This window comes from Streptomyces aureocirculatus (assembly GCF_000720475.1).
Taxonomy (GTDB): domain Bacteria; phylum Actinomycetota; class Actinomycetes; order Streptomycetales; family Streptomycetaceae; genus Streptomyces; species Streptomyces aureocirculatus.
On record NZ_JOAP01000016.1, the window covers coordinates 29,113 to 53,171 of the forward strand.

20 protein-coding genes are annotated in these 24,059 nt (G+C 72.0%); 4 read left to right on the forward strand and 16 right to left on the reverse strand.

Going from position 1 to position 24,059, the window contains the following annotated elements; translation table 11 throughout:
* Positions 1 to 25: 25 nt before the first annotated feature.
* The 9 genes from IG78_RS0116260 to IG78_RS0116300 all read right to left on the reverse strand — a co-directional run bounded on the left by IG78_RS0116260 (position 26) and on the right by IG78_RS0116300 (position 11,306).
* Positions 26 to 1,378 carry an FAD-dependent oxidoreductase gene (locus IG78_RS0116260; protein ID WP_030563668.1) on the reverse strand — a complete coding sequence of 451 codons (1,353 nt, stop codon included), beginning with the start codon at positions 1,376 to 1,378 and terminating at the stop codon, positions 26 to 28.
* A gap of 126 nt (positions 1,379 to 1,504) precedes the next feature.
* Complete coding sequence (locus IG78_RS0116265) at positions 1,505 to 2,962, reverse strand: nitrosuccinate lyase (RefSeq protein ID WP_225882094.1); 1,458 nt, start codon at positions 2,960 to 2,962, stop codon at positions 1,505 to 1,507.
* Positions 2,959 to 4,920: an FAD/NAD(P)-binding protein gene (locus IG78_RS0116270; RefSeq protein ID WP_037685617.1), complete on the reverse strand. Its 1,962-nt coding sequence runs from the start codon at positions 4,918 to 4,920 to the stop codon at positions 2,959 to 2,961. The genes IG78_RS0116265 and IG78_RS0116270 overlap by 4 nt, the downstream gene beginning before the upstream one ends.
* Before the next feature lie 76 nt (positions 4,921 to 4,996).
* Positions 4,997 to 5,956 (reverse strand): prephenate dehydrogenase, encoded by a 960-nt coding sequence (locus tag IG78_RS0116275; protein WP_225882095.1) that lies wholly within the window; start codon positions 5,954 to 5,956, stop codon positions 4,997 to 4,999.
* 23 nt (positions 5,957 to 5,979) lie between these two features.
* A complete protein-coding gene (locus tag IG78_RS0116280) occupies positions 5,980 to 6,894 on the reverse strand; it encodes a phytanoyl-CoA dioxygenase family protein (RefSeq protein ID WP_225882096.1) in 915 nt (304 codons plus the stop codon).
* Between the two features lie 30 nt (positions 6,895 to 6,924).
* Positions 6,925 to 8,031: a 4-hydroxyphenylpyruvate dioxygenase gene (gene hppD, locus IG78_RS0116285; RefSeq protein ID WP_199813267.1), complete on the reverse strand. Its 1,107-nt coding sequence runs from the start codon at positions 8,029 to 8,031 to the stop codon at positions 6,925 to 6,927.
* A gap of 22 nt (positions 8,032 to 8,053) precedes the next feature.
* Positions 8,054 to 9,325 carry a beta-ketoacyl-[acyl-carrier-protein] synthase family protein gene (locus IG78_RS0116290; RefSeq protein WP_030563679.1) on the reverse strand — a complete coding sequence of 424 codons (1,272 nt, stop codon included), beginning with the start codon at positions 9,323 to 9,325 and terminating at the stop codon, positions 8,054 to 8,056.
* Positions 9,322 to 10,983, reverse strand: a complete 1,662-nt coding sequence (locus IG78_RS0116295) for a class I adenylate-forming enzyme family protein (protein ID WP_051852689.1) — start codon at positions 10,981 to 10,983, stop codon at positions 9,322 to 9,324. Before IG78_RS0116295 ends, IG78_RS0116290 begins: the two co-directional genes overlap by 4 nt.
* Positions 10,984 to 11,030: 47 nt before the next feature.
* Positions 11,031 to 11,306, reverse strand: a complete 276-nt coding sequence (locus tag IG78_RS0116300; protein ID WP_030563683.1) for an acyl carrier protein — start codon at positions 11,304 to 11,306, stop codon at positions 11,031 to 11,033.
* A gap of 93 nt (positions 11,307 to 11,399) precedes the next feature.
* Between IG78_RS0116300 and IG78_RS44065 the strand changes: the two genes are divergently transcribed.
* Positions 11,400 to 11,993: a 4'-phosphopantetheinyl transferase family protein gene (locus IG78_RS44065; protein WP_199813268.1), complete on the forward strand. Its 594-nt coding sequence runs from the start codon at positions 11,400 to 11,402 to the stop codon at positions 11,991 to 11,993.
* An 11-nt stretch (positions 11,994 to 12,004) separates the two neighbouring features.
* On the opposite strand, the gene IG78_RS0116310 is transcribed toward IG78_RS44065, so the two are convergent.
* Complete coding sequence (locus IG78_RS0116310; RefSeq protein ID WP_225882097.1) at positions 12,005 to 13,387, reverse strand: class I adenylate-forming enzyme family protein; 1,383 nt, start codon at positions 13,385 to 13,387, stop codon at positions 12,005 to 12,007.
* A 229-nt stretch (positions 13,388 to 13,616) separates the two neighbouring features.
* Positions 13,617 to 14,705 (reverse strand): alpha-hydroxy acid oxidase, encoded by a 1,089-nt coding sequence (locus tag IG78_RS0116315; RefSeq protein ID WP_030563689.1) that lies wholly within the window; start codon positions 14,703 to 14,705, stop codon positions 13,617 to 13,619.
* 144 nt (positions 14,706 to 14,849) lie between these two features.
* On the opposite strand from IG78_RS0116315, the gene IG78_RS0116320 reads away from it, so the two are divergent.
* From IG78_RS0116320 to IG78_RS0116330, 3 genes are all read left to right on the forward strand, one after another.
* Complete coding sequence (locus tag IG78_RS0116320; protein ID WP_051852691.1) at positions 14,850 to 15,521, forward strand: TetR/AcrR family transcriptional regulator; 672 nt, start codon at positions 14,850 to 14,852, stop codon at positions 15,519 to 15,521.
* A 23-nt stretch (positions 15,522 to 15,544) separates the two neighbouring features.
* Positions 15,545 to 16,561: an alpha/beta hydrolase gene (locus tag IG78_RS0116325; protein WP_030563693.1), complete on the forward strand. Its 1,017-nt coding sequence runs from the start codon at positions 15,545 to 15,547 to the stop codon at positions 16,559 to 16,561.
* Between the two features lie 101 nt (positions 16,562 to 16,662).
* Positions 16,663 to 17,958, forward strand: coding sequence for an aminotransferase-like domain-containing protein (locus tag IG78_RS0116330; RefSeq protein ID WP_030563695.1), 1,296 nt, complete (start codon positions 16,663 to 16,665; stop codon positions 17,956 to 17,958).
* Between the two features lie 83 nt (positions 17,959 to 18,041).
* Here the strand turns inward: IG78_RS0116330 and fabI are convergent, their stop codons facing one another.
* The 5 genes from fabI to IG78_RS0116360 all read right to left on the reverse strand — a co-directional run bounded on the left by fabI (position 18,042) and on the right by IG78_RS0116360 (position 23,999).
* Complete coding sequence (gene fabI / locus IG78_RS0116335) at positions 18,042 to 18,812, reverse strand: enoyl-ACP reductase FabI (protein WP_030563697.1); 771 nt, start codon at positions 18,810 to 18,812, stop codon at positions 18,042 to 18,044.
* Positions 18,809 to 19,708 (reverse strand): alpha/beta hydrolase, encoded by a 900-nt coding sequence (locus tag IG78_RS0116340; protein WP_225882098.1) that lies wholly within the window; start codon positions 19,706 to 19,708, stop codon positions 18,809 to 18,811. The genes fabI and IG78_RS0116340 overlap by 4 nt, the downstream gene beginning before the upstream one ends.
* Before the next feature lie 111 nt (positions 19,709 to 19,819).
* The gene (locus IG78_RS49210) at positions 19,820 to 22,261 is read right to left on the reverse strand and encodes a hypothetical protein (protein ID WP_157855804.1); all 2,442 of its coding nucleotides are present in this window, start codon (positions 22,259 to 22,261) and stop codon (positions 19,820 to 19,822) included.
* A complete protein-coding gene (locus IG78_RS0116355) occupies positions 22,258 to 23,355 on the reverse strand; it encodes a methyltransferase (protein WP_051852693.1) in 1,098 nt (365 codons plus the stop codon). The genes IG78_RS49210 and IG78_RS0116355 overlap by 4 nt, the downstream gene beginning before the upstream one ends.
* Positions 23,352 to 23,999 (reverse strand): SGNH/GDSL hydrolase family protein, encoded by a 648-nt coding sequence (locus tag IG78_RS0116360; RefSeq protein WP_199813269.1) that lies wholly within the window; start codon positions 23,997 to 23,999, stop codon positions 23,352 to 23,354. Before IG78_RS0116360 ends, IG78_RS0116355 begins: the two co-directional genes overlap by 4 nt.
* Between the last annotated feature and the right edge of the window lie 60 nt (positions 24,000 to 24,059).

The window sequence follows — 24,059 nt, forward strand, 5'->3', positions numbered from 1 at the left end:
CGGCCGTGCTTTTTTAGCCTATCAGTCACCGCAGTGTCGGCTGTCGTCGTGGCGCGCGCAGCGCGCGGAACAGGATCGAGGGTCGCCGCAGCGTACGCGGTCCGGTCCGCATGTTCACCACGTCGAGGAAACTCCGGTGCACCTTCATGTCGGTGATGCAGCCGTCGATCAGCCGGTCCCGGAGGTAGAGCTGGGCCTTCTGCCCCACGGTCAGCTTCCCGGCGACGTGCGGCAGGAAGAGATCCTGCTGGGCGGATGTCTCCCAGGCGTTGTCGACGACGGCGGCGATCCGCTTGAAGTACGCACCGGCCGGCCGGCGCAGGTCCGGAGCGGACCGCAGCCACTGGCCGAGCGCCTCGGCGTGCAGCGCCGCCGCGGTCATGCCCTGGCCGTAGACCGGGTTGAACGAGGCCACGGCGTCGCCCAACACGACGAGTCCGGCCGGGAAGCCGTCGCCGAGAAGGTGGAAGTCCCGGCGGACACTGGCCGGCAAGCGGTACACCGCCACCTCCCCGATCGGCTTGCACGCACGCACGAGTTCCCGCATCGGCTCCACGTCCGCCATGCAGCGCGCCACGAACTCGTCGTAGCAGCGCCCCGGTCGGTCATCGGCGAAGCCCGTCGTCAGCGCGATCCACCGGCCGTTCTCGACGGGGCTGAGGGAGCTGGCCCCCGGCCGCCCGGAGCGCAGCGTCCGGGTGGAGTGCGCGGCCCGGACACCGGCGAGGCGCTGCCCCGGCTCACGGCGGAACAGACAGGTCGCGTAGCCGATGTCCGAGCCCACGCGGCGGCGGGGCGGTTCCTGAAAACCGCTCTCCCGCAGCCAGTCGCCGAGTCGGCTCGACCGTCCGGTGGCGTCGACGACGAGATCGGCGGCGATCCGTTCCCCCGGCCCGCCGGGGGTCCCCGCGCCGCCGCCGTCCACCCGTGCGATCCGCACCCCGTCCACCCGGGAGCCGGTGAGGGTGAGCCCGGTCGCCTTCGCCCGCACGGACCGTACCCGCCCCGACCTGAGCACGTCGCGGCGCAGATGCCACTCCAGGAAGGGGCGGGTCATGCTCAGCATGTCGTCACCCGGCACCGCCACCCGGCGCAGCCCGTCGGCGTACCAGCCACCGTCCCGCTCGAAGTCGAGCAGTTCCGCGCCGTGACCGATCATCACGTCGAACAGTCCGGGAAAGAGGTCCCCCAGGATCTGCCGGCCACGGCCGAGCAGGATGTGGGCGTGCGCGCTCTGCGGCACACCACGCCGCTGCCGCGGCTGATCCACCGCGACGTCGTCGGGTTCCAGCACCATCACCTCCTCGGCGTGGTCGGCCAGCACCCGGGCCGCGACCAGGCCCGCCATACCGCCACCGAGAACCAAAGCTGTGCGCATAACGACTCCTTGGGTCATCCCGGCCGTACGTACGTACCGGGAATTGGGTGTCTCCCCCCGTCCCCTAGGTGTTCGTGATGTCGTGCGGGACCGGTCTCGTTCGCGGCCCCGCACGTGCCCCCCCTTTCAGTGCTCCACGGGCTGCCGGGCGCCGTGCGGCCCGCACCGCAGCGCCCGGTCGACCAACTCCCCCGCCACCCCGGTGTAGTGCGCCGGGTCGAGCAGCTCCGCCATCTGTTCCCCGGTGAGGGCCCCGGCGACCTCCGGGGCCTGGGCGAGCACTTCGGCGAAGGGGCGTCGCTCCGCCGCGGCCCGCAGCGCGGCGCGGCTCACCACGTCCTTGGCCCGCACCTTGCCGAGCTGCGGGGCCAGCACCACCGCGAGCCGTTCGGAGACGACGAGTCCGCCGGTCAGGTCCAGGTTGTCCCGCATCCGGTCCGGGAACACCCGCAGCCCTTCGAGCAGTTCACGGGCGGTCTCGGCGGCGCCCCCGGTCAGGCGCAGACAGTCGCGCAGCGGCAGCCACTCGGCGTGCCACGCGCCGGCCGACCTCTCGTCCTCGCAGAGCATCGCCTGAGCGAGCACCGAGGCAAGGGCGGGAACCTGGAGCGCGGCGGCGCGCATCAGGGTGGCCAGCGCCGGATTGCGCTTGTGCGGCATGGCCGACGACGCCCCCCGGCCGGCCGCGGCCGGTTCGGCCAGCTCGGCCGTCTCGGTGCGCGACAGGCTCTGCACATCCACCGCGATCTTACCCAGCACGCCCGTGGTGAGGGCGAGTTCGGCGCCGAGCGCGGCCACCGGGGTGCGCTCGGTGTGCCAGGGCAGCACCGGCTCGGCCAGGCCGGTCTCGCGGGCGTACTCGGCGGGCAGCCGCCGCGCGAACAGCTCCGCGACGAACGCCTCCGAGCCGCCCGCGCCGTCGAGGCGGGCGTACTCGGCGTACCCGGCCAGGGTGCCGGCCGCGCCACCGAGCTGGACGGGCAGCCGCTCGGTCCGCAACGCCCGCAGCCGGTCCGCGGCCTGGACCACGCCCCGGAGCCAGCCCGCCGCCTTGAGCCCGAAGGTGACGGGGACGGCGTGCAGGGCGAGAGTGCGTCCCGGCATGACGGTGTCGCGGTGGGCGGCGGCGAGTCCCCGCAGGGCCACCGCCGCGCCGTCGAGGTCGTCGATCAGCGGCCCCAGCGTCCGGTGGGCCACCAGCATCGCCGCGGTGTCCATGATGTCCTGGCTGGTGGACCCGCGGTGCACATACTCCGCGGCCGCCGCGTCCTTGGCGGCCACCACCTCGGTGAACGCCCGGACCAGCGCCACCACGGGGTTGGCCGCGCCGCGCGCCTGCCGGGCGAGCGCGACCGGGTCCAGGTGCTCGGCCCGGGCCAGCTCGGTGATCGTCCGGGCGGCCCGCTCGGGGACGACCCCGAGTGCCGCCTGGGCCCGTACCAGCGCGGCCTCGGCGTCCAGGAGCGCCTGCAGCCAGGCCTCGTCGGTGGTCGCGGCCGCCGCCGCGGTGCCCGCCGACACCGGGCTGAGCAGCCCCGCGTCGAGGCCGGTGGCCAGGGGCCGGTCACGAGCGGTTCCGGTCACGGCACCACCACCTCCGCGGTCTCGACGCTCACATCGCCCACGCCGCCGAGCGCGAGCAGACCGCGGGCCATGGCGTCGGCGTCGGCCAGCGTCACGGAGTTCACCCCGGGGCGGATGCCCGCCGCCGTCGCCCAGTGGACGGACTCGGTGGGCACGCCGTAGGCGAACCTCCGCGGATGGGGCACGCCCCCGGCGTCCAGGAGATGGAAGGGGCGCGGGGACACGGCGAGGCCGCCGGTCTCGTACCGCACGCCGTCGGCACCGGTCAGCACATGCGGACGGCACCGGCCCCGCTCAAGCAGCGAGGTCAACAGCGGATCGGCGGTAGTGCGCAGGTCGACGGCCGGCAGCCGGGCGTCGACCAGCACGTTGGCCGCGCGCCGGGAGCCGGGCACCCGCGCGGACTCCAGGACGAACACCCCCTCCTCGGCATGTGCGCGGGCAGTCGTGTCCGGGCCGAGCACCTCCAGGATCCCCGCCTCGATGAGTGCGACGGCCTCCTCGATGCGCCGGGCGGGCGGGCCGATCGAGAGGAACGCGTTCAGCGGCGTGTACCAGCCGTCGAGGTCGTCGCGGTGGGACGCGCCCGCGAGTCCGCCGTGGTCCACCAGCAGGCGCACCTCGTTGCGCACGTCGCGCAGCACGTCCAGGGCGGCCTTCAACGGGCCGTCCACGTTGCCCGCCAGGGCCGCGTCCACGTCCGCGCGCAGATGGCCGAGGAGCCAGTCCTTGAATTCCTCCGGCGAGGCGAAGGACAGTCCGTCGAAGGGCCGGGCGAGGCGTTCCCAGTCCCAGCGCTCGCCCGGTCCGATCCCGGCCGCGGCCAGCAGACGCTCCTCCTCCGCTCCCCCGGCGGCTGCGGCCGGGTAGGCCGCCCGCAGCCGCTCGGCCTCCTCGGCGCGGCCGCGGGCGGTGAGCAGGGTCGCGTAGTAGACGGTCTCGACCTCCTTGGCGACCAGCGGCCAGATCGCCGCGCGGAAGTCGAGGCCGCCCCGGGTCTCGGCCCGCGCCCGCAGGTCGGCGAGGGTCTTTGGGGTCAGCAGGAAGGGAATGTGCCTGCCGTGCGGGCCCTTCTGGTTCTCGCCGCGCGCGTGGAACGGCAGCCCCCTGCGGGATCCGGCGCTCAGCCTCGGCTCCAGACCCGAGGGGACGTAGACGAGCTTGCCCTCGCGTCTTCGGTACGTGCCGCCCCTGCCCTCGGTGAACAGTGCCATGTAGTCGAAGAAGTTCAGACCGAGCCCGAGCAGGGCGACCCGGTCGTCGGAGCGCACGCCCGACAGATCCACGTCCGCCGGGTTGGCGGGGGCGATGTAGCGCAGGCCGTGCCGGTCGGCGAAGACCGAGAGCCGCGCCTCGCGGGTGGTGGAGCGCAGCGGCAGATGGCCCTGGGCCATCACGACGGCGTGCAGGGCGGTCAGGACGATGCCGTTCTCCAGGCGCACCCACTGGGTGCCCCCGGGGCTCTCGTCCCGCAGGGCCACCGCTCTGGTCCGGTGCGCGACCACGGTCACCTGTCGTGGGGCGGTGTTCCGCACGCGCTGGAACACCCACCTCAGGTAGTAGCCGCAGAAGGCGCGGGTGGGATAGGAGTCGGGGGTCAGGGCACGGGCTTCGGCGAGCACGGACTCCGGGCAGTCGGGGCCGTCCTCGTCCTCCAGGCCGAGAGCGAGGAAACGCGCCCACTCGTACAGGCTGGGGCCCCGCACGAGCGGCCCCGCCATCTCCACGCTCTCGTCGGTGAACACGGTGGTCTGGGAGGCCACGGTGTTGGTGAGCAGCCGCCGGGGCTGGGTGGTGCGCCAGACCCGCCCGGCGCCGGGCGGGAACGGGTCGACGACGTGCACGGTCACCTCGGTACCGGGTGCGACCTCCTCCGCGTTGGCACAGATCCGTTCGAGTACCGCGAGCCCGCGGGGGCCCGCGCCGATCAGGCAGACGTCTAACCGTCGGGTGTTCATGGGTCTTTCTCCACTGGGTTGGGGGGCGTCGGGGTCTCCCCGGTGGTCCTCTGCCGTGGCGCGGGCCGTTCGGGTGTCACGTGTGCAGGGCCGGGACGGTCAGTAACGGCTCCGCCGGTGCGCGACCGGCGTCCCGCGGGCCGCCGTCACTGGCACCGGGCACCGCGGTCGCGGTGTCGGGTGCCCGCGGGTCGAGCCGTTCGCGGCCCTCGATGCCACGGGCGAGGGCGGATCGCAGGGTGGCCACGGCCGTGTCCCGTTCCGCCCCGCCCGGGCCGAGGCGGTCCAGGACGGCCAGGACCTCGCCCAGGTCGGCCGCCAGACCGGTGAGGACCGTATGCACGGCCTCGGCGTTGCTGCCGAGGATGTCCGTCCACAGCCCGACGTCGCCCGCGGCGATCCGGGTGGTGTCCCGCAGTCCCTTCCCCGCCAACTGGAGCTGGGCCGGGCCTGCGTCATTGAGGCGGGCGGCCAGCAGGCTGGACACCAGGTGCGGGGTGTGTGAGACGAGGGCCACCGCGCGGTCGTGCTCGGCGTGGTCCATCAGGAGCGGCCGGGCCCCGCACAGCCGCACCAGTTGCCGCGTGCGCCACAGGGCGGCGTCCCCGGACTGCCGGGAGGGGGTGAGCACCCAGGGCCGGTCGTGGAAGAGGTCGCCCCGGGCCGCCGTCGGACCGGACCGTTCACTGCCGGCGATCGGGTGTCCGCCGACGAACCGGGTCAGGTCGCAGCCGGTCGCGGTCATCTCCCGGTGCGGTCCTGCCTTGACGCTCGCCACGTCGGTGTAGCTCTCGGCCAGATCCCGGCCCTGCCACTCGGCGAGCGCGTCCGCCGTACTGCTCGGCGGTACCGCGAGCACGGCCAACTGCACCGGCCTGGGCGGCAGTCCGGCGATTCCCGCGCCGATCGTCTCCGCGGTCCTGGCCGCCTCCGCGACCCGGTCCACGAGGTAGGTCGTCACGCCCCGGGACCGCAGGGCGAGGGCCACCGAGGTGCCGATCATGCCGGTCCCGACCACTACGGCGGTGCGCAACACGGTCCTCTCCCGCGGGCCGGCGGTCAGGAGCGCCACAGCGCCGGGCAGTACTCGGGGTCGGAGTAGTCGGGCCTGCCGTCGGCGGTACGACGGACCAGCCCATCGTGGTTGTACGAGACCCACGAGCCGTCCGAACGACGGAAGTCCTGGTAGCGGTTGGCGCCGTCCTGCAAGTGGAGGGAGACGGCCCGGCGCGGGCGGTCCGCGAGGTTGGCGCCGCTGCCGTGGTAGGTGCGGCAGTGGTGGAAGCTCATGTGGCCGCGCGGGATGTTCATCGGGACCTTGCGGACCTCGGCGTTGTTGAACGCGGCGTTCTCCTCCAGCATCGCCTCCAGTTCGTCCCGGTTGCGCTCGGCGAAGTGCAGCGACGTCTGGTCGTTGGTTGAGGTCTCCTTCCATCGGTGACTGCCGTCCACCATCGTGATGGTGCCGAGGGATTCGTCGCAGTCGTGGAACGGGATGAACGCCGTCAGCATGTTCTCGGACGTGCAGGTGGCCCAGTAGTGCCGGTCGAAGTGCCACGGCACGACGTTGCTCTGCTCCTCGGGCCGCGGCGGCTTGAGGATGAGGGTGGACTGGAAGATCCGTATCTCCTCGGCCTCGGCGAGCCTCGCGGCCACGGCCCCGATCAGCGGCTTGCGCAGGATGCGGCCGATGGTGTCGTCCTCGTAGTGGATGTAGTCGTTGTGCCGCTGCACGGGTCCGGCCGACGGCTCCCAGTAGGCGAGTTTGGGCGGGCGGGCCGGCAGGGTGCGGTCACGGTGGCCGTCGTAGAAACGCTCGCTGGCCTCGACGAGCGCTTCCGTCTCCTCGTCGGTGAGGAGCTTCTTCGAGAGGTACCAGCCGTGATCCAGGTAGTGGTCGATCTCGGTCTCGGTGGGCAGCAGTGCGCGTTCCGCTTCGGTGAGCGCGAAGCGGCTCGGTTCCTGATGGATCACAGTTCTGCTCCAGAGTGGGGAAGGTGCCGGTCAGACCGGGGCGGTTTCCTCGCGGGCGACCGCTTCGTAGAGGGCCTTGATGTTGCCGCTGCCGAACGTGCGGGCACCGTGCCGGTCGATGACCTCCCAGAAGTACGTCTGGCGCACGTGCATGGAGCGGGTGAAGATCTGGAACACCTGGCCCCAGTGGTCGCGGTCGACCAGGACGTTGGTCCGGCGCAGGTCGTCCAGGCGCAGGTCGGTGCGGCCAAGGCGCTGTTCAAGTTCGTCGTAGTAGCCCGCGGGTGTCTCGAGGAACCGGACGCCGCGGTTCTGCAGCGTCTCCACGGTGGCGATGATGTCGTCGCTGAGCAGCGCGAGGTGCTGCACTCCGGCGCCGCCGTGACGGGCGAGGAAGTCGTCGATCTGGCCGGGGCGACGGTCCACCACCGGCTGGATCAGGGTGAAGGTGACCTTCCCCGAGGGGCTCTGGACCACCTTCGAGTCCATGGCCTGCTCGCCGACCTCGATGAACTCCTCGAAGATCTGGGAGAAGCCGAAGACCTTCTCGTAGAAGGCGACGGTCTCGTTCAGCTCCCCGGCGGGCAGGCACACCGCCGCGTGGTCCACGACGCTGATCAGGGCCTCGGGCCCGTCGGGGTCGGCGGCGAACATGTCCATCACGCCGGGCAGGAACTCGGCCCGGTCGCCCTCGCGCTGCACGAAGGTGTGGGTGATGTCGCCGAAGCCCGCCACCGTGCCGGTGGTGACCTCGGTGGCGCCACGGGCGTGGACGGCGGGCGCCGTGACGGAGACGGCGCCCGCCCGCACCGCTTCGGCGTGGGCCCCGGCCGCGTCGCTCACCTCGAAGGCGATGCCAGCGACTCCGTCACCGTGCCGGCTGACGTAGTCGGCGACCGGATCGTCGGCGGTCAGCGCGGAGGTGAGCACGATCCAGGTGCCGCCCTGGCTCAGCAGCAGCGAACGGCGGCCGTCGAGCCCGGTCTCCGGGCCCGCCTGGCCCGCCAGTCGGAACCCGAAGGCGGTGCACAGGGAGAACGCCCATTGCTGGGCATCTCCCACATAGAACTCGACATGGTCGATGCCGTCGATGTTCACAAGATGTCCTTTCGCGTCACTGGTCTTCTGCTCGGTCATGGCGTCGTGCCTGGTCGCGGGGTCATCGCCCACGCTTGCTGCGGGTGTGGGCCCGGCCGAGCAGCAGGCTCACGTTGTGCCCGCCGAACGCGAAGGAGTTCGAGAGCACGGCCTCCGTCCCGCTCGGCCGGGCGGCGCCGCGCACATGGTCCAGTTCGCAGTCGGGGGCCACGTCCTGGAGGTTGTGCGTGGGCGGCAGTCGCCCGGTGCTGAGGGCGAGCGCGCACACGGCCGCCTCCACGGCTCCGGCGCCGCCCAGCAGGTGGCCGGTCATCGACTTCGTACCGCTGACCGCGGGGCCGCCGTCCGTGCCGAAGACGGTGCGCACGGCACGGGCCTCGGCGATGTCGCCCAGTTTGGTGGCGGTGCCGTGCGCGTTGACGTAGCCGATGTCGTCGGGGGCAAGGCCGCCACAGGCCAGGGCGGACCGCATGCTCTGTACCGCGCCCTCGCCGTCCGGCCGCGGCGCGGTCGGCTTGTACGCGTCGGTGGAGACGCCCCAGCCGAGCAGGTCCGCGTAGCCGGCGGCGCCGCGGGCGTCGGCGACGTCGGTGCGCTCCACGACGAGCACTCCGGCGCCTTCCGCGAGGACGAAGCCGTTGCGCCCCGTGTCGAACGGGCGGCTGGCTGCCGTCGGATCCTCCCACCCGTGCGCCAGGGCCCTGGCGTGCTTGAAGGCCAGGGCGGACGTCGGGTTGAGAGGTGCCTCGGCGCCTCCGCAGATCACCACGTCGGCCTCGCCGTGGCGGATCAGCCGGGCGGCCTCGACGACCGCGTGCGCACCGGCCGAGCAGGCGGTGGCCATCGCCGAACTCCAGCCACGGATGCCGTACTTGATGGCGACCCGGGCCGCCGCCATGTTCGGCAGCATGCCGGGCAGCAGATAGGGGCTGACCGCCGTGGGGCCCCGGTCGCGCCGGGCGTGCGCCTGCTCCTCGTACGTGGTGAGGCCGCCGGCGCCGCTGGAGAGCACCACGGCCACCCTGGTCGGGTCGACGTCGCTGCCGATGGTGAGGCCGGAGTCGGCGACGGCGTCCGCGGCGGCGGCCAGCGCCATCAGCGCGTACCGGTCGACCATCCGCTCCCCGGGCGGGAGCACCTCGGCCGGGTCCAGGTCCGGGGCGATGCCCGCCACGTCCAGGGTGCCGGACAGGAGGTGCGCCGCGGGAGGCGTGGTGAGCCCCGACTTCCCGCTGCACAGCGCGTCGAACATCTCGGCGGCGCCCCGGCCCAGGGAAGTGAACGTCCCCAGGCCGGTGACGGTGGCGCCGTGCCGGGCGGCGGTCGGGCTCATGAGGCGAGCACCGCCCCGTCACCGGTGCGGGACCCCCCGGCCTCGAACCGCTCGCCCGCGAGGAACCGCTCGCGGAGCAGGACCTTGCGCACCTTTCCGGTGGGGCCGAGCGGGATGAGTTCCGGGTCGACCACGACGATCCGGTCCACGGTGGCGGCCACATGGTCCTCCAGGGCGGCCAGGACCTGAGCGGTCCGGTCGGTCTCGATGTCGGCCTTGTCCACCGGGATCAGCAGCACCGTGGTGGTGACCCTCCCGCCCTCCCGTACGGCGACGACCGTGCACTCCCGGATGTCGTCGCAGGCGGCGAGGACGCGTTCCTCGCTCATGGCGGAGAACAGCTTCCGGCCGTCCGGGAGTTCGACGGCGTCCACGGCGCGGTCGACGTGGTAGAACCAGCCGTCCTCGTCTTGGTAGACGAGGTCCCCGGTGAGGAAGAAGCCGTTCCTGCGGGTCCGGTAGGTGGTCACCGAGTCGTTCCAGTAGCCCAGGGAGAGCGTCGGCGCGTTGATGCCGAGCTGGCCGACCTCACCCGGGCCGAGCGGCTCGTAGTCGTCGTCGAGGACGGCCACCGTGGAGAAGGCGTGCGGGCGCCCGATGCACCGGCCGTAGCGGTCTGTGGTGGGGGTGTGGGTGATGAAGAATTGCGAGTGGCCCATCTCGGTGGAACCGAGACCGTCCACGAAGTGCGAGCCCTTGGTCCGCTTGATGCCCTGCGGGGTCAGCGACCTGCGGCTGCCCACCGCGACCAGGCGCCGGATGTGCGCCTCGTGGGCGCAGTCACCGGTGTTCCACCAGACGCTGATCGAGTCGAGGTCCCACTGGGACAGGTCCTCGCCCGCGAGCTCCGACCAGGTGGCGGCGAAGCCGAGCACGCTCTGCGGCTTCCAGCGTTCGATGGCCTGAAGGACGCCGGAGCCGCTCTGTTCGGAGAGCACGGCCAGCTCGACCCGATTGGTCAGGGCGAGGTTCACCGCGATCACCATGGCCGCGTGCGCGGTCGGCAGGGCGGCGAGCATACGGTCGAGGCCCTGGGGCTTGGGCAGGGTCAGACGGTGCCGGATGGATGCGAAGAGGGCGTGGTGGGAGTGGCCGACGGCCTTCGGCAGACCGGTCGTGCCCGAGGAGTGCGTGATGACCACGGGCTCGTCGGCGTGGTGCCGGTAGACCGGCGGGGCCTTCGCCGGATCCCCCTTGCCGAGGTCGGCCACGTCGGCGAGCAGGGGCGTGTCGAGCCCGTGCGGGGCCAGCTCGGCGCGGTGCGCCTCGTCGGCGAGCACTCCGGTGGCGCGCAGCCTGCGGATGTACTCGGCCGCCGTCGCCCCCGCCACCCGTGCGTTGATCAGGGCCGGGATCGCGCCGATACGGGCCAGGGCGAGATAGCTGAGGACCATGTCGGCGCCGGTGCTGACGAAGACCGCCACACAGTCGCGCGGGGCGATGCCGAGGGCGTGCAGGGCGGCGGCGCGTGCCGCCACCCGCTGGTCCAGTTCGTGCAGGGTGAGTGGCTGCCAGGCGGGATGGTCCTCGACGTCCGTGTCGAACGTCAGGGCCGGGCGGTCAAGGCCCGTCCCGCGGCCGGCCAGGGAAGTCAGCACGTTGCCTATGCCGAGTTCCTGATCGGCCGCCAGTTGGGCGCGGTCGTTGGTGCGTTTCATCCGGGCGACTCCTCGTGTGCCGGGTTCGGTGGCGTGAAGAGCCGGGTTCAGCCGGAGTGGGCGGCGGTGGCGGCGGCGGAGGCGCGCTTGACGACCTCGTCGACGAGACCGGAGATCGTGAGCAGCGCGAGGCTCTCCATCTCGTCCTCCTCGAAGCGCACGCCGTAGGTGTCCTCGATCTGGATCGCGATCTCGGCCACGGAAAGAGACTCCAGATCCAGCCCGGAAGGGCCGAGAGGGCTGTCGGGGGATACCTCGGACACGTCGTAGTTCATGGTCGACAGGGCGTCGAGGATGAACTTCGTGACCTCGTCCTTCTGCATGTGCTTGACTCCGATCTCATGGGGCGTCAGCCGGGCTCGGACCCGGTCTCGGTTACGGTGCTGTGGTCTGCGGCGGACGGTGACGCACGGCGCGTGGCGCGTTTCCTGGCGGTGCGGAGCGCGGCGGAGCTGCTCGGCGTCGAGCCGTCCAAGGTGTGGATGTCCCACGCTGCGAGCGGCCGGCCGCTGCTGAACGGGGCGGGCCGGGGAACGCAGGTGAGTGTCAGTCACGGCCGGGGTACGGCCGCGGTCGCGCTATGCAGATCTCCTCGTGTCCATCTGGGCGTCGATGTGGAGACGGTCCGGCCGTTGGCGGCACGGGCCCTGGCGCACGGTTACCTGGCGGCTGCCGAGGCGCACTGGCTGGACGGTCTCGCCGCGGCCGAACGCAGCCGGGCGTTCCTGTGGTTGTGGACGCAGAAGGAGGCGGTGGGCAAGGCGCTCGGGCTCGGGCTGCGCGCGGGCGGGATGAGTCGCCCGATGCCCCTGCCCGCGGTGTGGCCGCCGCCCGACGGCGGTCCGCGGGCGCCGGTCGCGGTGCCGGGTGACGCCGCCACGGCCTGTACGGCGGCCTTCGTGGGTGGTGGCAGGCACGTGGTGGGTGTGGCCGTGCGGGGTGTGGACGACAGCGACCTGTTCGAGCGGCTGTCGGTCCGCGTACGGCATCGGCCCGCGGTCGTCGGCTGACGTCGGCCGGGTCATCGCGCCACCTGTGCCCGGGCCGCGGCGCGCAGCGCGTCGGGGCTGCGCAGCGGCTTGCCGGTGGGGGTGCGGGGAATCGCTGGGAGTACGGTCAGGCGGCGGGGGCGTTTGTACGCCGCGAGGCGGACCGCGGCCGCACGGCTGAGCTCCTCGCCGGTGACCATCGTGTCGGTCACGGCCACGTAGGCCTCGATGCCGGAGCCCTGCACCACGACGGCCTCACGGACCCCCGGCAGCCTGCTGAGGAGTTCCTCGACCTCGGTGAGGTCGACCTTGAGTCCCCCGACCGACACCTGTTGGTCGAGACGGCCGTGCACGGTCAGCAGCCCGGTCCCTGGGTCCAGGGTCCCGGCGTCCTTGGTGCGCAGCCGGCCGTCGGCGTAGCGCGTCGGGTCGGCACGGCCGACGTAGGGACTGGCGGGCAGCCGGAGCAGGATCTCGCCGTCCGCGATCTCGACGGCCATACCGGGGGCCGGGGTGAGGCCGGGCCGGGTGGTGCCGAGGAGGTCCGTAGCGATCATCCCGGCCTCGGTCATGCCGTACATGCCGCCGAGCGGGACACCGTACCGGGTCGTGAAGAACTCCCACGTCTTCGCCTTGACGGTCTCGCCGCCCGTGATCATGCCGGTGAGCTGCGGCAGTCGGGGCGGTGACTGCACCGTGGCAAGGAGGGCCGCCTGCGACGGAACACCGAGCAGGGTGGTCGGTGCGGGGTCTGCCGCCACCGCGCCGTGGAGGGAGTCCGCGGTGTGACTGCTCGGCAGGGTCAGTGGAATCCGGTTGTGCAAACCGTACAGCAGTCCACCGACCAGGCCGAGCACATGGATAACCGAGGCGAGGACAACAATACGCCCACCGTTTTTCGGATAGGCAGTCAGCAGCCCATAACGTTCCACTTCCGCCATGAGGCTCTCCGCGGTCCGCCCGATCACTTTCGAAGGGCCGGTCGATCCGGAACTGAGCTGTAACAGCACATGTTCCGTGTGTGCCGGTTCACCACTTTCCCGGGCGGTGATCACGGAATCCGTTTCGAAATAGCCGCGCAGCCTTCCGCGAATCTCGCGGTCGGCCGTGACAACGACCTGCGGATTAATTCTCTCGATCGCCGCGTCGGCCTCGCTGCTGGTGAGCCGATGGTCGACGAGAGCGCACTGGGCCCCGCCGCGCCAGCCGGCGAGGAGCGTGGCAACCAGCGTCAGAGAAGGGGGAAGTCGCAGTACAGCGACGCCTCCGGAGGTCAGCCCCGCGGACCTGAGCGGCTGCTGGCGCCGCTGCACCTCCGCCCGCAGTTCACCCCTGGTCACGACGGCACCCAATGTCAGCACCGCTTCGTGGTCCGGACCGGAGAGCAGAAACTCGTCGACCCATTCGCCATTCACAAGAATTACTCCCCGTTGGAGGTGCGCAGCGATTCCCCATCACTTACGGACGATCACTGAGAGCTAACCTTGTCTCCATCACAGCAGACCCGCAGGAGCGGCACAAGTAAAAACTTCTGGCAGATTTATGGCACGAGGAATCCTCTAGCGGAGGATTATCTTTCGGGCAGCACTGGTCAACCTCCCCGCTTATTTCGAAAACAAAGCCGGGAGGATTGATTTGTGAGTGTTATTCAGCGCGTGGACAGACCACTCCGGCCCGGGTCAGCGAGCCGACGCCGGAGGCGCCCATGAGCGCCATGGCCTCCTCGACCTCTTCCGCGAGGCCTCCCAGGACCAGGGACGCGCCCTCGTCTCCCGAATCGGCGAGACCCCACAGCAAGGGTCTGCCGAGCAGAGCGGCGTCGGCGCCGAGGCACAGCGCCTTGACGACGTCGGTGCCGTACCGGACCGAGCCGTCGACGAACACCTGGATCCGGCCGTCGAGGGCGTCGGCGACCTCGGCCAGGGCAGCGAAGGCGGGCTGGGCGGAGTCCAGTTGACGTCCGCCATGATTGGAGACGATCACGGCGCGGACACCGTGGTCGGCCGCGAGCAGCGCGTCCTCGGCCGTGAGGATGCCCTTCAGTACGAGGGGCAGCGAGGTCCGCTCGCGCAGCCAGGCGAGGTCGGCCCAGCCGATGGAGGCGTCGAACTGCTCGCGCGCGTGGCGGGCGACAGCCGACTCACCCACCTGTCCGCCGTACGAGGCGGACATGAGCGTCTCGTCGATATTGACCGCCCGGATGCCGTCCGGGATGGCGAAGCCGTTGCGCACGTCTTTCGGGCGCCGGGCCATCCGCGGCGCGTCCACGGTGAGGACCAGGGCACGGAATTCCGCCTCCTCCGCGCGCCGGACCAGGTCGAGGAGCACATCGCGCCGGCGCAGCCAGTAGAGCTGCAGCCACAGCGGCCCGGTGGCGGCCGCGGCGATGTCCGCCAGCGTGCGGCTGGCGAACATGCTCACCGTCAGCGGCACCCCGGCCTTCCCCGCGGCACGGGCCGCGGCCACCTCCCCCTCGGGATGCACCAGTTGGTGATAGGCCATGGGAGCGATGCCCACGGGTGCGCGGACCTGATCCCCGAGCAGCGTGGTGCCGGTGTCCACCCGGGACACGTCCATCAGGACGCGCGGGCGGAGTCTGATGCGGTCGAGCGTGTGGCGGTTGGCCGAGATCATCGACCCCGTGCCACTGCCTCCCGCGATGAAGTCCCACACATGACTGGACAGGCGGGCACGTGCCGCCTGTTCGAACTCGCGTAACGCCGGACGACTCACGAGGTACCCCCGTCGCGCTCCCTGTGGTCGATCGCTCGTAAGATAGCATCTCAACCATACGACCGTGCGGATACTAAACGGTCGTGCGGAAATTTCTGTGGCCGCGGCTCGGCGACCACCACTGCCAGAACCCGGGGATGTGACATGGGAGCCGACAACACCGCAGCCAGCAAGGCCAGGAAGCGCACGGACGGCCGTATCGCGCGAGGCAACCAGACCCGGCAGTTGATCCTGCGCCACGCCGTCGACGTGGCCTCCGTGCGCGGTCTGGAAGGACTGTCGCTCGGTCAGCTCGCCGACGAGCTGGAACTGAGCAAGAGCGGCGTCTTCTCCCTGTTCGGGTCCAAGGAAGAGCTCCAGCGCGCGACCGTGCGCGCCGCGATCGCGATCTTCCTGAGCCGTGTCGTGATCCCCTCCCGCCGGGGCCCCGACGGTGTCGCGAAGATCCGCCACTTGTGCGAGAGGTGGCTCGACTACTCACGGACCCGCGTCTTCCCCGGCGGCTGCTTCTTCTACTCCGTCTCCGTGGAGCTGGACGCCCGCCCCGGGCCCGTCCGCGACGAGGTCGCCGCGGCACGGGCCAACTGGCGCAGCTTCATCGAACAGTTGATCGAGGATGCGCGCGCGGCCGGCCAGATCCGTCCGGAGACCGACAGGCGCCAGTTGGCGTTCGAGCTGACCGCCTTCATGGAGACCGCCAACGGCGAATCCCTGCTCAACGGGGACGACAGCGCCTACGGCCACGCCTCGACCGCGATCCTGAACCGGCTGCGCACCGCCGCCACCGACCCCGAGCTGCTGCCCGACGCCCCCTGACCGAGCTGGAGACCGTGTTTCCCATGGCACTCGATTCCCTCGATCCACAGGTGAAAGCCCTCCGAGCCCAGAGCGCCGCGCACGGCGCCCGCCCCCTCTACACCATGTCCCTGAAGGAAGCACGGGAGGCCGACCTGGCCTCGATCCGCGCGGGCTCCGGGACGCCCGAACCGGTCCACGAGGTCACCGACCTGGTGATTCCGGGACCGGACGGACCGCTTCCGGGCCGGGTCTACCGGCCTGCGGCCGACGGCCCGCTGCCGGTCCTCGTCTATCTGTTCGGCGGCGGCTGGACGCTGGGCACCATCGACACCTGCGACGCGATCTGCCGCACCCTCACCAACGCCGTCGGCTGCGTCACCGTGTCGGTGGGCTACCGACTCGCTCCCGAGCACCGGTTCCCGGCGGCCGTCGAGGACTCCTACGCCGGCCTGACCTGGGTGGCCGCGCAGTCCGGCAGGCCCGGACCGCTGCACGCGGCCGACCCCGGCCGGATCGCCGTCGGCGGCGACAGCGCCGGGGGCAACCTGTCCGCCGCGGTGACCCTGCTGGCCCGGGACCGGCAGGGCCCGCGTCCGGTGGCCCAGTTGCTCGTCTACCCCAACACCGACCGGGACGCCGACACGCCGTCCCGGCGGGAGAACACGGATCCGGCGTTCTTCAACGACAAGTCCGTCACCTGGTACTGGGACCACTATCTCGACAGGCCCGAGGACGGCCGCCACCCGCTCGCCTCACCGCTGCGGGCCCAGGACCTCAGCGGTCTCCCGCCGGCCCTGGTCATCACCGCCGAACACGACCCCCTGCGCGACGAGGGCGAGCAGTACGCCGCGCGCCTGCGGGACGAGGGCGTGCCCGTGACGCTGACCCGCTACCCCGGCATGATCCACGGCTTCTTCGCGATGGCCGGAACCCTGGACGCCGGTCGCCGGGCCCAGGAGGAGGCAGCCGCGTTCCTGCGCAGTGCCTTCGCAACCGATGACGCGGATCCGGCAACGGACACGGACACCGACACGGACACCAAGGACGAGACCTCATGACCGACTCCCGCACCGGCCTGCCATCGGTCCCATCAGCTCCATCGGTCCTATCAGCCCCACCGGGCCCACCGGTCCCACCGGGCCCACCGGCCCCGGACCCGGTGCTCCAGGGGCTGCACGCCAGCCTCACCGACCCCGTCCTCGACGCGATGAACTTCCTCAACGAAGTCGTCTCGCGTTTCCCCGAAGCCCTGTCCTTCGCCCCCGGCCGCCCCTGGGAGGGCGACTTCGAGCCCGAGGACCTCTCCCGCCATCTGCGCGCCTACACCGACTACCTGGAGGGGGAGCTGGGGTGGTCGCGGGCCCGGGTGCGCACCCAGCTCTTCCAGTACGGGCGCACCAACGGCGTCATCCACGAGCTGATCGCCCGCGCCCTGCACAACGACGAGGGCATCGACGTACCCGCCGAGGCGGTCGTGGTCACCACCGGCGCCCAGGAGGCCATGCTGCTCGTCCTGCGTGCCCTGTTCGCCGCGCCCGAGGACACCCTGCTGATCAGCACACCGGCCTACGTCGGCATCACCGGCGCCGCCCGGCTCCTGGACCTCAGGATCCATGCGGTGCCGGAGGGCCCCGAGGGACCGGAGCCCGACGCGGTGGCGGCCGCCGCGGCGGCGGTGCGCGCGGCGGGCGGGCGGCCGAGGGCGCTGTATCTCGTGCCGGACTTCGCCAACCCGTCCGGGACGAGCATGCCCCTGGACCGGCGCCACCGGCTCCTCGACGTGGCCGAGCGGGAGGACGTGCTGCTGCTCGAGGACAATCCGTACGGGTTCTTCTCCCGCACCGGCGGCACTCCACCCACGCTCAAGGCCCTCGGTGGCCGCCGTGTGGTCTATCTGGGCTCGTTCTCCAAGACGGCACTGCCCGCCGCCCGGGTCGGCTATGTGTTGGCCGACCAGGAGGTGCTCGCGCCCGACGGCTCCCGAGGTCTGCTCGCCGACGGCCTCTCGAAGATCAAGAGCATGACCACGGTCAACACCTCGGCCATCAGCCAGGCCGTCATCGGCGGCATCCTGGTCGAGTCGGGCTGTCGGCTGCGGGAGGCGAACACCGCCGCCACCGACCACTACGCGGCGAACATGAACACCCTGCTCGACGCTCTGGAGAGGTCCTTCCCGGCCGCCGAGCGCGACCGCCTCGGCCTGTCCTGGAACCGGCCCGACGGCGGTTTCTTCCTGGTCCTCAACGTGCCGTTCATTGCCGACGTCAAAGCCCTTGAGCGCTCGGCGCGTGACTTCGGTGTGCTGTGGACACCGATGGACAGCTTCTTCCTCGACGGCTGCGGGAACCGTCAACTGAGGCTCTCGTGCAGCGCGTTGGACCCGGCGCGGATCCAGGAGGGCGTCCGGCGCCTCGCCGCGTTCATCGACGCCCAGTCCTCGGCTCCGGACGCCTGAACACGTCCGCTCGGCATGCCGGAACACGCCCGGGGCCCGGTGCGCCACCACGCACCGGGCCCCGGAGCAGACCGTGGCGAGGTCTAGGCCCCCATCGCGTGCACCCCGCCGTCCACGTGCACCACCTCACCAGTGGTCCTGGGAAACCAGTCGGACAGGAGGGCCACCACGGCACGGCCGGTCGGCTCGGGATCGGTCACGTCCCAACCGAGTGGGGCCCGTTCGGCCCAGATGTCCCGGAACCTGCTGAAGCCGGGGATGGACGTGGCCGCCATCGTCCGGATCGGCCCCGCCGCCACCAGGTTGCAGCGGACCCCCCGGGGGCCCACATCGCGCGCGAGGTAACGGGACGTCGACTCCAGCGCCGCCTTGGCCACGCCCATCCAGTCGTACGCCGGCCAGGCCACCGTCGAGTCGAAGGTCAGCCCCACCACCGAGCCGCCGCGCGGGCCGAACAGCGGAAGACAGCTTCGCGTCAGCGACTTCAGCGAGTACGCCGACACCTCGACCGCCGTCGCGACGGAGGACCAGGGCGTGTCGAGGAACGTACCGCCGAGCGCGTCCGGGGGCGCGAAGGCGATGGAGTGCACGATGCCGTCGAGCCCGTCGGTGTACTCGCCGATCCGCTCGGGCAGCCGCGTCAGGTGCTCCTCGTCGGTCACGTCCAGCTCGATCACCGGGGCGGGCTTGGGCAGCCGCCTGGCGACGCGTTCCACCAGGCTGAGGCGCCCGAAGCCGGTGAGCAGCACCTCGGCGCCCTCCTCCTGGGCGAGGCGGGCCGTGTGGAAGGCGATCGAGGAGTCGAGGAGTACGCCGGTGACCAGCACCCGCCGGCCCGCGAGCAGCCCGCTCACCGACCGGCCACCCAGGTCTCGGCCGGGCCGCTCTGCGCGGCCGTCACGAAGTCCAGCGTGCCCTCGACCACGCCGGGATCGTCCAGGATCCTGCGGTGGCCGAGCCCCTGGGTGACGACCAGGCGCGCCTGGTCACCGAAGACCTCGGCCATCCGCCGCGCCTGGTCCACGCCCGCCATCCGGTCGCCCTCGTCATGGAAGATCAGGATCGGCGCCGTGATGCCCGCGGGCTCGTGCGTGGTGGAGAAACGCCGCCAGATGTCCTTCTCGCCGGGGAAGATACGGCTCTCTATCCGCTGCCGCAGCTCCTGGCGCAGCCGCGGCCGCAGGGCGAGCTGTCCGCAGAACTGGTCAAAGAGGAAGGTGAACTCGCCCACCTGGCTGATCGCGACGAGACGCCGCGCCGACACCCCGGACCGGAGCGCGAGCACGGCGGCCATGACACCGACCGAGTGGCTGATGACGGCCTCGAACTCGCCGTGTTCGGCGGCCAGATGGGCGATGACGTCACGGAAGGCGAGCACATGCGTGGTGCCGCCGGTCGCGTCGCCGTGGGCGGGCGCGTCGTAGGCGACGGGGCTGTACCCCGCGTCGAGCAGCCCCGGCACGAACCGCGCGAAGCAGGTGCCGCGCGACTGCCAGCCGTGGGCGAGCAGCACCGGCCGCTCCCCGCTGCCCCAGCGGTAGGTGACGGCCGTCTCGCCGCCCACGCGGACCTTCTCGACCTGCGCCTGGTCGATCAGCAGGCGTTCCTCGTCGCGAACGGTGGCGCGTTTGAGCGGGAGCCGGAAGAGCCGGTACGCCGCTTCGCCCGCCAGCCAGGGGCTCACGACGCAGAGGGTGTTCAGAGCCTTGCCGGTCAGTGCCGTGGCCTGGTCCATGGTCATCCTGTCCATGTCGTCATCGTCGTCATCGTCGCCATCGTCATCGTCGCCATGGCCATCGCCGTGGCCGTCGCTATCGCCATAGCCGTCGCCGTCGCCGTCGCCGTCATAGTCGCGGCTCCGTCAGCGGGCCGTGCGCTCGGCCTTGCGCCGAGCCGTGCGGGCCACGGTGAAGGTGAGTTCGGCCAGCTCGTCCCGCTGCCAGCCGAGCGCACCGGCCGGGCTCATGCCGTCGCCCTCGTTGTTGTGCGCGAGCTCCACCGAGTACAGGTCGACGGTGCCGCGCCGCAGCAGCCGCTCACGCAACGCGTCCCGGGGCACGTCGGTGAGGTGGTGGTGGGAGACGGTCAGCGGCCCGTAGTCGCACGTCCACTCCGGTTGCTGGAGATGCAGCACCTGCGTCTGTCGGTCCGCCGCCACCGCGGTCCGGGTCTCGCGGTACGTACGGATGACGGAGTGGCCGCCGTCGATCAGCCGGAAGACGCTGACGTTGCCGGCCGGACGCCTGCCGTACTGCACCGCCTGTTGCACCAGGGTCGGCACGATGTCGGGTACGAGGGCGTTGGCGCCGTCACCGACGAAGGCCAGGACGTTGTCGTCCCGGGTCAGGGCGACCGCGGGCACCGCCTGGAGGGCGTCGCCCATCAGGGCCCGGCCGTACCAGCCGGAGAATCCGGGCCCGGTGCGCGGCAGGTTCCGTACGGCCGAGATGCCGCCGCGGCCCACGTCGTACAGACCGGTGTAGGTGTAGCCGTGCCGGGTGATCAACTCGGTCAGGCAGTCGCCCAGTTGGTGGAAGAAGTAGTTCGGGCTCATGGGCCGCAGCGGCAGTCGGTGCAACACGTCGGAGGCGCTGTCCCGGGTGGCGGCGATGGCCGCGCGGCGGTCCGCCACCACCTCGGGGTCGACCGCGAGGCCGTTGTGCAGGGCCCGCAGGAAGCCGCGGGCGTCGGCGACCACCGGGTGGTCGGTGTACGGCGCCATGTGCTCCGGGGTGTGCGTGACCTGGACGATCCGCAACTGGCGCGCCAGGGCGCGCGGTGTGAACGGCGTGGACAGCTCGGCGATCTTGCTCTTGAGCATGAACAGCGCCTGTTCCGTCCTGCCGCGCAGCCGCCCCTCGTGGTGCAGGAAGGCGTGCACCCGCGCCGAGCAGCCCATCATGCCGAGGGTGCCCAGGTACTCGGGCACGTGGGCGCCCTCGTGGTAGCGGCTCACCGTGCCGGGTCGGGTCAGCGAGTCGGCGAGCGCGATACCGGCCGTCCGCGCGAGGGCGTAAGTGAGCGCGCGCTCCTCCGCGTCCAGCCTGCCGCATTGCCACAGCAGCCTGGCGGGCTCCTCGTTGACCATGCGCAGCACCGGCTCGATGGCGCTCTCGGTGACCTGGGCGCGGGCGGGTGGGGCGGGGGCCGGTGCGGGCCCGGCGCCGGTGGCGGGCGTGTCCAGGACGGCCGCGGTGGTCAGCAGGACGACCGGGCCCTCGTCGGCGTCGTAGGCCTGCTGGGCGGCGGCGAGGTCCTCGGCCAGGCGGCCGGGATCGTCCAGGTGGAAGGTGTGCAGGCCGCGGGCCCGGAACACCTCGCGGGCGTCCTCGCCCTGGTGGACGGTGCCCTGGAAGGGGAACCAGCCGCCCGGGTCGGGATCGGCGCAGACGATGAAGCCGCGGGCGTGCGTCTCGCGCAGATTGGCCAGCGTGCCCTTGAACTCGTCCACCATGCCGTTGGTGACGACCATGAGGAACGGCGCCTCGTCCAGTTGCCAGCGCGCCATCGCCCCGCAGGCCAGGCCGTGTTCGCTCGGGCCGCGCAGGACCGGGTTCCCGGACCGCTCCGCGGTCCGCTCCAGCTCGCCGATCAGCCCGGTCACGATGGAGCCCGTGTAGTAGTGCAGCCCCCAGGTGTCCTCTGCGCGGGCGGTGAGGAAGGAGTGCAGCCACTGGGCCAGCACGCGCCGGGGCGCGGACCCGGCGCGGATGACCTGGGCGACGTGCCGGAACTGGGTCTGGTCCGCGAAGGCACAGATGACGTCCGCCGCGAGGAGCCACGGCTCCTCGGGCAGTTGTTTGAGCGCGTACGACCGGCCGAGCCGGACCGGTGACCGGTCGAGTTCGTCGTAGACGTGCACGGTGTACGCCGACAGGTCGGCCGACACCGCCGCGGGAAGCGAGGCGAGGAACTCCTCCAGTGCGGCGTCCATGGTGTCCGCGAGCGGGTCGGTGCTCAGCCCGGCCGCCCGCGCGTCCACCAGGAGCAGCGCGAGGGTGGCGGTCGTGGAGCCCGTGGCCGCCGCGCGCAGGGCGGCAGCGGCCTCGGGGAGCGTGCCGACCGTCACGACCGTGGTCTCGTCGCCCTCCAGCGTGCGGGCCAGGAAGCGGTGCGCGCGGCGGGCGGTCTCCTGGTAGAGCTCCGGCCAGCCGTCACCGTGTCCCGGGCCGTCGCCCGCGTCACTCAGCGCGGTGCGTACGGCGGCGTGGAACTCCGGCCGGGAGCCGACGCTGAGCACGAGCAGCCGGTCCGCCGCGGCTGCGGCTCGTGCGGGCGCGGCGCCGATCATGGGGGCGCTCATCGTGCCGCCCCCGCCGCCGCGCCGCCCCGTGCGGCCGGTACCGCCTCGATGACGTGCTCGGCGCGGTCGGACTGCAACGGGGCGGGATGCACGGCCCGGACCGTGAAACCGGCGGCGTCGAGCAGGCCCCGGTACTCCTCCTCGGATCTGTCCCAGCCCTCCATCATCACCAGCATCAGCAGGTCGACGAGGCGGCCCTGGGCGGCCTGCCGGGAGCGCGTCGCGCCCTCGGACACCGGCCTCTCCAGTCGTTCGAGAACGAGCAGCCTGCCGTGCTCGGGCATGGCCTCGTGGACCCGGCGCAGAATCTGCACGGCCCGGTCGTCGTTCCAGTTGTGCAGCACCCGAGAGAGCGTGTAGACGTCGCCGCCCGGGGGCAGCGCGTCGAAGAAGCTGCCCGCGGTGAAGTTGGTCCGGTCGGCCAGACCCAGCGTGCCCAGTCGCTCGCGGGCCCCTTCGAGGGCCTCCGGCAGCTCGGTCAGGACCCCGCGCATCCCGGGGTGCCGGGGCAGCACCTTGGCAAGCAGACTGCCGTCGCCGCCGCCCACGTCCACGAGGGTGCCGACGCCCGTGAGGTCCACGCTGTTCAGCGCGGCGGGCACCGGCGCGGTGCCCATCGCCGCGGTGAACACGGCGGCCGTCTCCGGGTCGCTGTCGAGGTAGTCGTAGAACGGCATGCCGTACAGCGAGTCGAACGCCGGCTGTCCGGTGCGCAGGGTGTGGGTGATCTCGCCGAAGGAGTGGTACACCTCCTCGCCGAACATGATCGCGGCCGATCGGCTCGACCGTACAGTGTCGGTGCACAGCAGCCGTCCGGCCGGCGTGAGCGCGAAGACTCCCGGCTCGGGTTCGGCGAACAGGCCGACGGCGGCCAGGACGCGCAGCAGACGGCGGACCGCGCGGGTGTCGGCGCCGGCCGCGGCGGCGAGGTCGCCGGCCGGACGGGGCCCGTCGGCGAGCAGGTCCGGGATGCCGGACTTGGCCAGCGCGTAGCAGCCCTGGGCCAGCCAGCCCCCGGTCAGGATGCTCGCAAGCGTCATCCGGTCACGTATGGAGGGGGCGGTGTCCGTCCGCTCGTCATGAGTCGTCGTCATGCCGCACCGTTCCTCAGCTCAGGCCGGGCCAGATGGGCGCCGACGGCGCGCACCGCCTCGGCGGCAGCGATGGCGTGACCGCGCCGGTTGGCGTGCTTGCCGTCGGCGCTCAACAGGTTGTCCGCGTCACCGACCGGGTGGTCGAACAGGTCGATGTGCAGCGTGCCCAGGTCGCGGGCGATCACCGAGGTGGCGTCGGACAGGGCCCGCAGGCGCCTCGCGAACCGCTCCCGGACGGCGGGCGGCAACTGCGGTGAACGCGAGCTGTCGATCATGCTCACGGTGATCACCGTGCTGCCGCGGTCCTGTAACGCGCCGACGATGGCCCGTATCTCGGACGCGACCCGGTGCTCGTCGAATCGAGCGACGAGGGTGTCGTACCCACCACAGGCGACGAGCGCGAGGTCCGGCTCGAACGCCAGCGCCTTGTCGAGTTGGGTCGAACGGACCAGGGCGGCGCGGGTGTTGCGCCTTCCCAGGTTACGGAAGACGAGGTCGCCCGCGTGCTGTCGCAGGGCGCCGGCGAGTCTGTCGACCCAGGGCTCGTCGAGGTAGCCCGGCACGGCATCACCGAGTCCCTCCACCACGCTGTCCCCCAGTGCCACGAACCGCCGCCAGGGGTGGCCGGAGAGGAGCTCTTCCACCTCCCCTTCCTTGAGGCAGTACGGATCGAGGCGCTCCGCATCCGTCCCCGCGGGGTTCAC

What these genes read in the sequence shown, in the direction of transcription:
- IG78_RS0116260 (WP_030563668.1), bottom strand. Translation starts at nt 1,378, where the DNA reads ATGCGCACAGCTTTGGTTCTCGGTGGCGGTATGGCGGGCCTGGTCGCG.
- IG78_RS0116270 (WP_037685617.1), bottom strand. Translation starts at nt 4,920, where the DNA reads ATGAACACCCGACGGTTAGACGTCTGCCTGATCGGCGCGGGCCCCCGC.
- hppD (WP_199813267.1), bottom strand. Translation starts at nt 8,031, where the DNA reads ATGACCGAGCAGAAGACCAGTGACGCGAAAGGACATCTTGTGAACATC.
- IG78_RS0116290 (WP_030563679.1), bottom strand. Translation starts at nt 9,325, where the DNA reads ATGAGCCCGACCGCCGCCCGGCACGGCGCCACCGTCACCGGCCTGGGG.
- IG78_RS0116295 (WP_051852689.1), bottom strand. Translation starts at nt 10,983, where the DNA reads ATGAAACGCACCAACGACCGCGCCCAACTGGCGGCCGATCAGGAACTC.
- IG78_RS0116300 (WP_030563683.1), bottom strand. Translation starts at nt 11,306, where the DNA reads ATGCAGAAGGACGAGGTCACGAAGTTCATCCTCGACGCCCTGTCGACC.
- IG78_RS0116320 (WP_051852691.1), top strand. Translation starts at nt 14,850, where the DNA reads ATGGGAGCCGACAACACCGCAGCCAGCAAGGCCAGGAAGCGCACGGAC.
- IG78_RS0116325 (WP_030563693.1), top strand. Translation starts at nt 15,545, where the DNA reads ATGGCACTCGATTCCCTCGATCCACAGGTGAAAGCCCTCCGAGCCCAG.
- IG78_RS0116340 (WP_225882098.1), bottom strand. Translation starts at nt 19,708, where the DNA reads ATGGACAGGATGACCATGGACCAGGCCACGGCACTGACCGGCAAGGCT.
- IG78_RS49210 (WP_157855804.1), bottom strand. Translation starts at nt 22,261, where the DNA reads ATGAGCGCCCCCATGATCGGCGCCGCGCCCGCACGAGCCGCAGCCGCG.
- IG78_RS0116355 (WP_051852693.1), bottom strand. Translation starts at nt 23,355, where the DNA reads ATGACGACGACTCATGACGAGCGGACGGACACCGCCCCCTCCATACGT.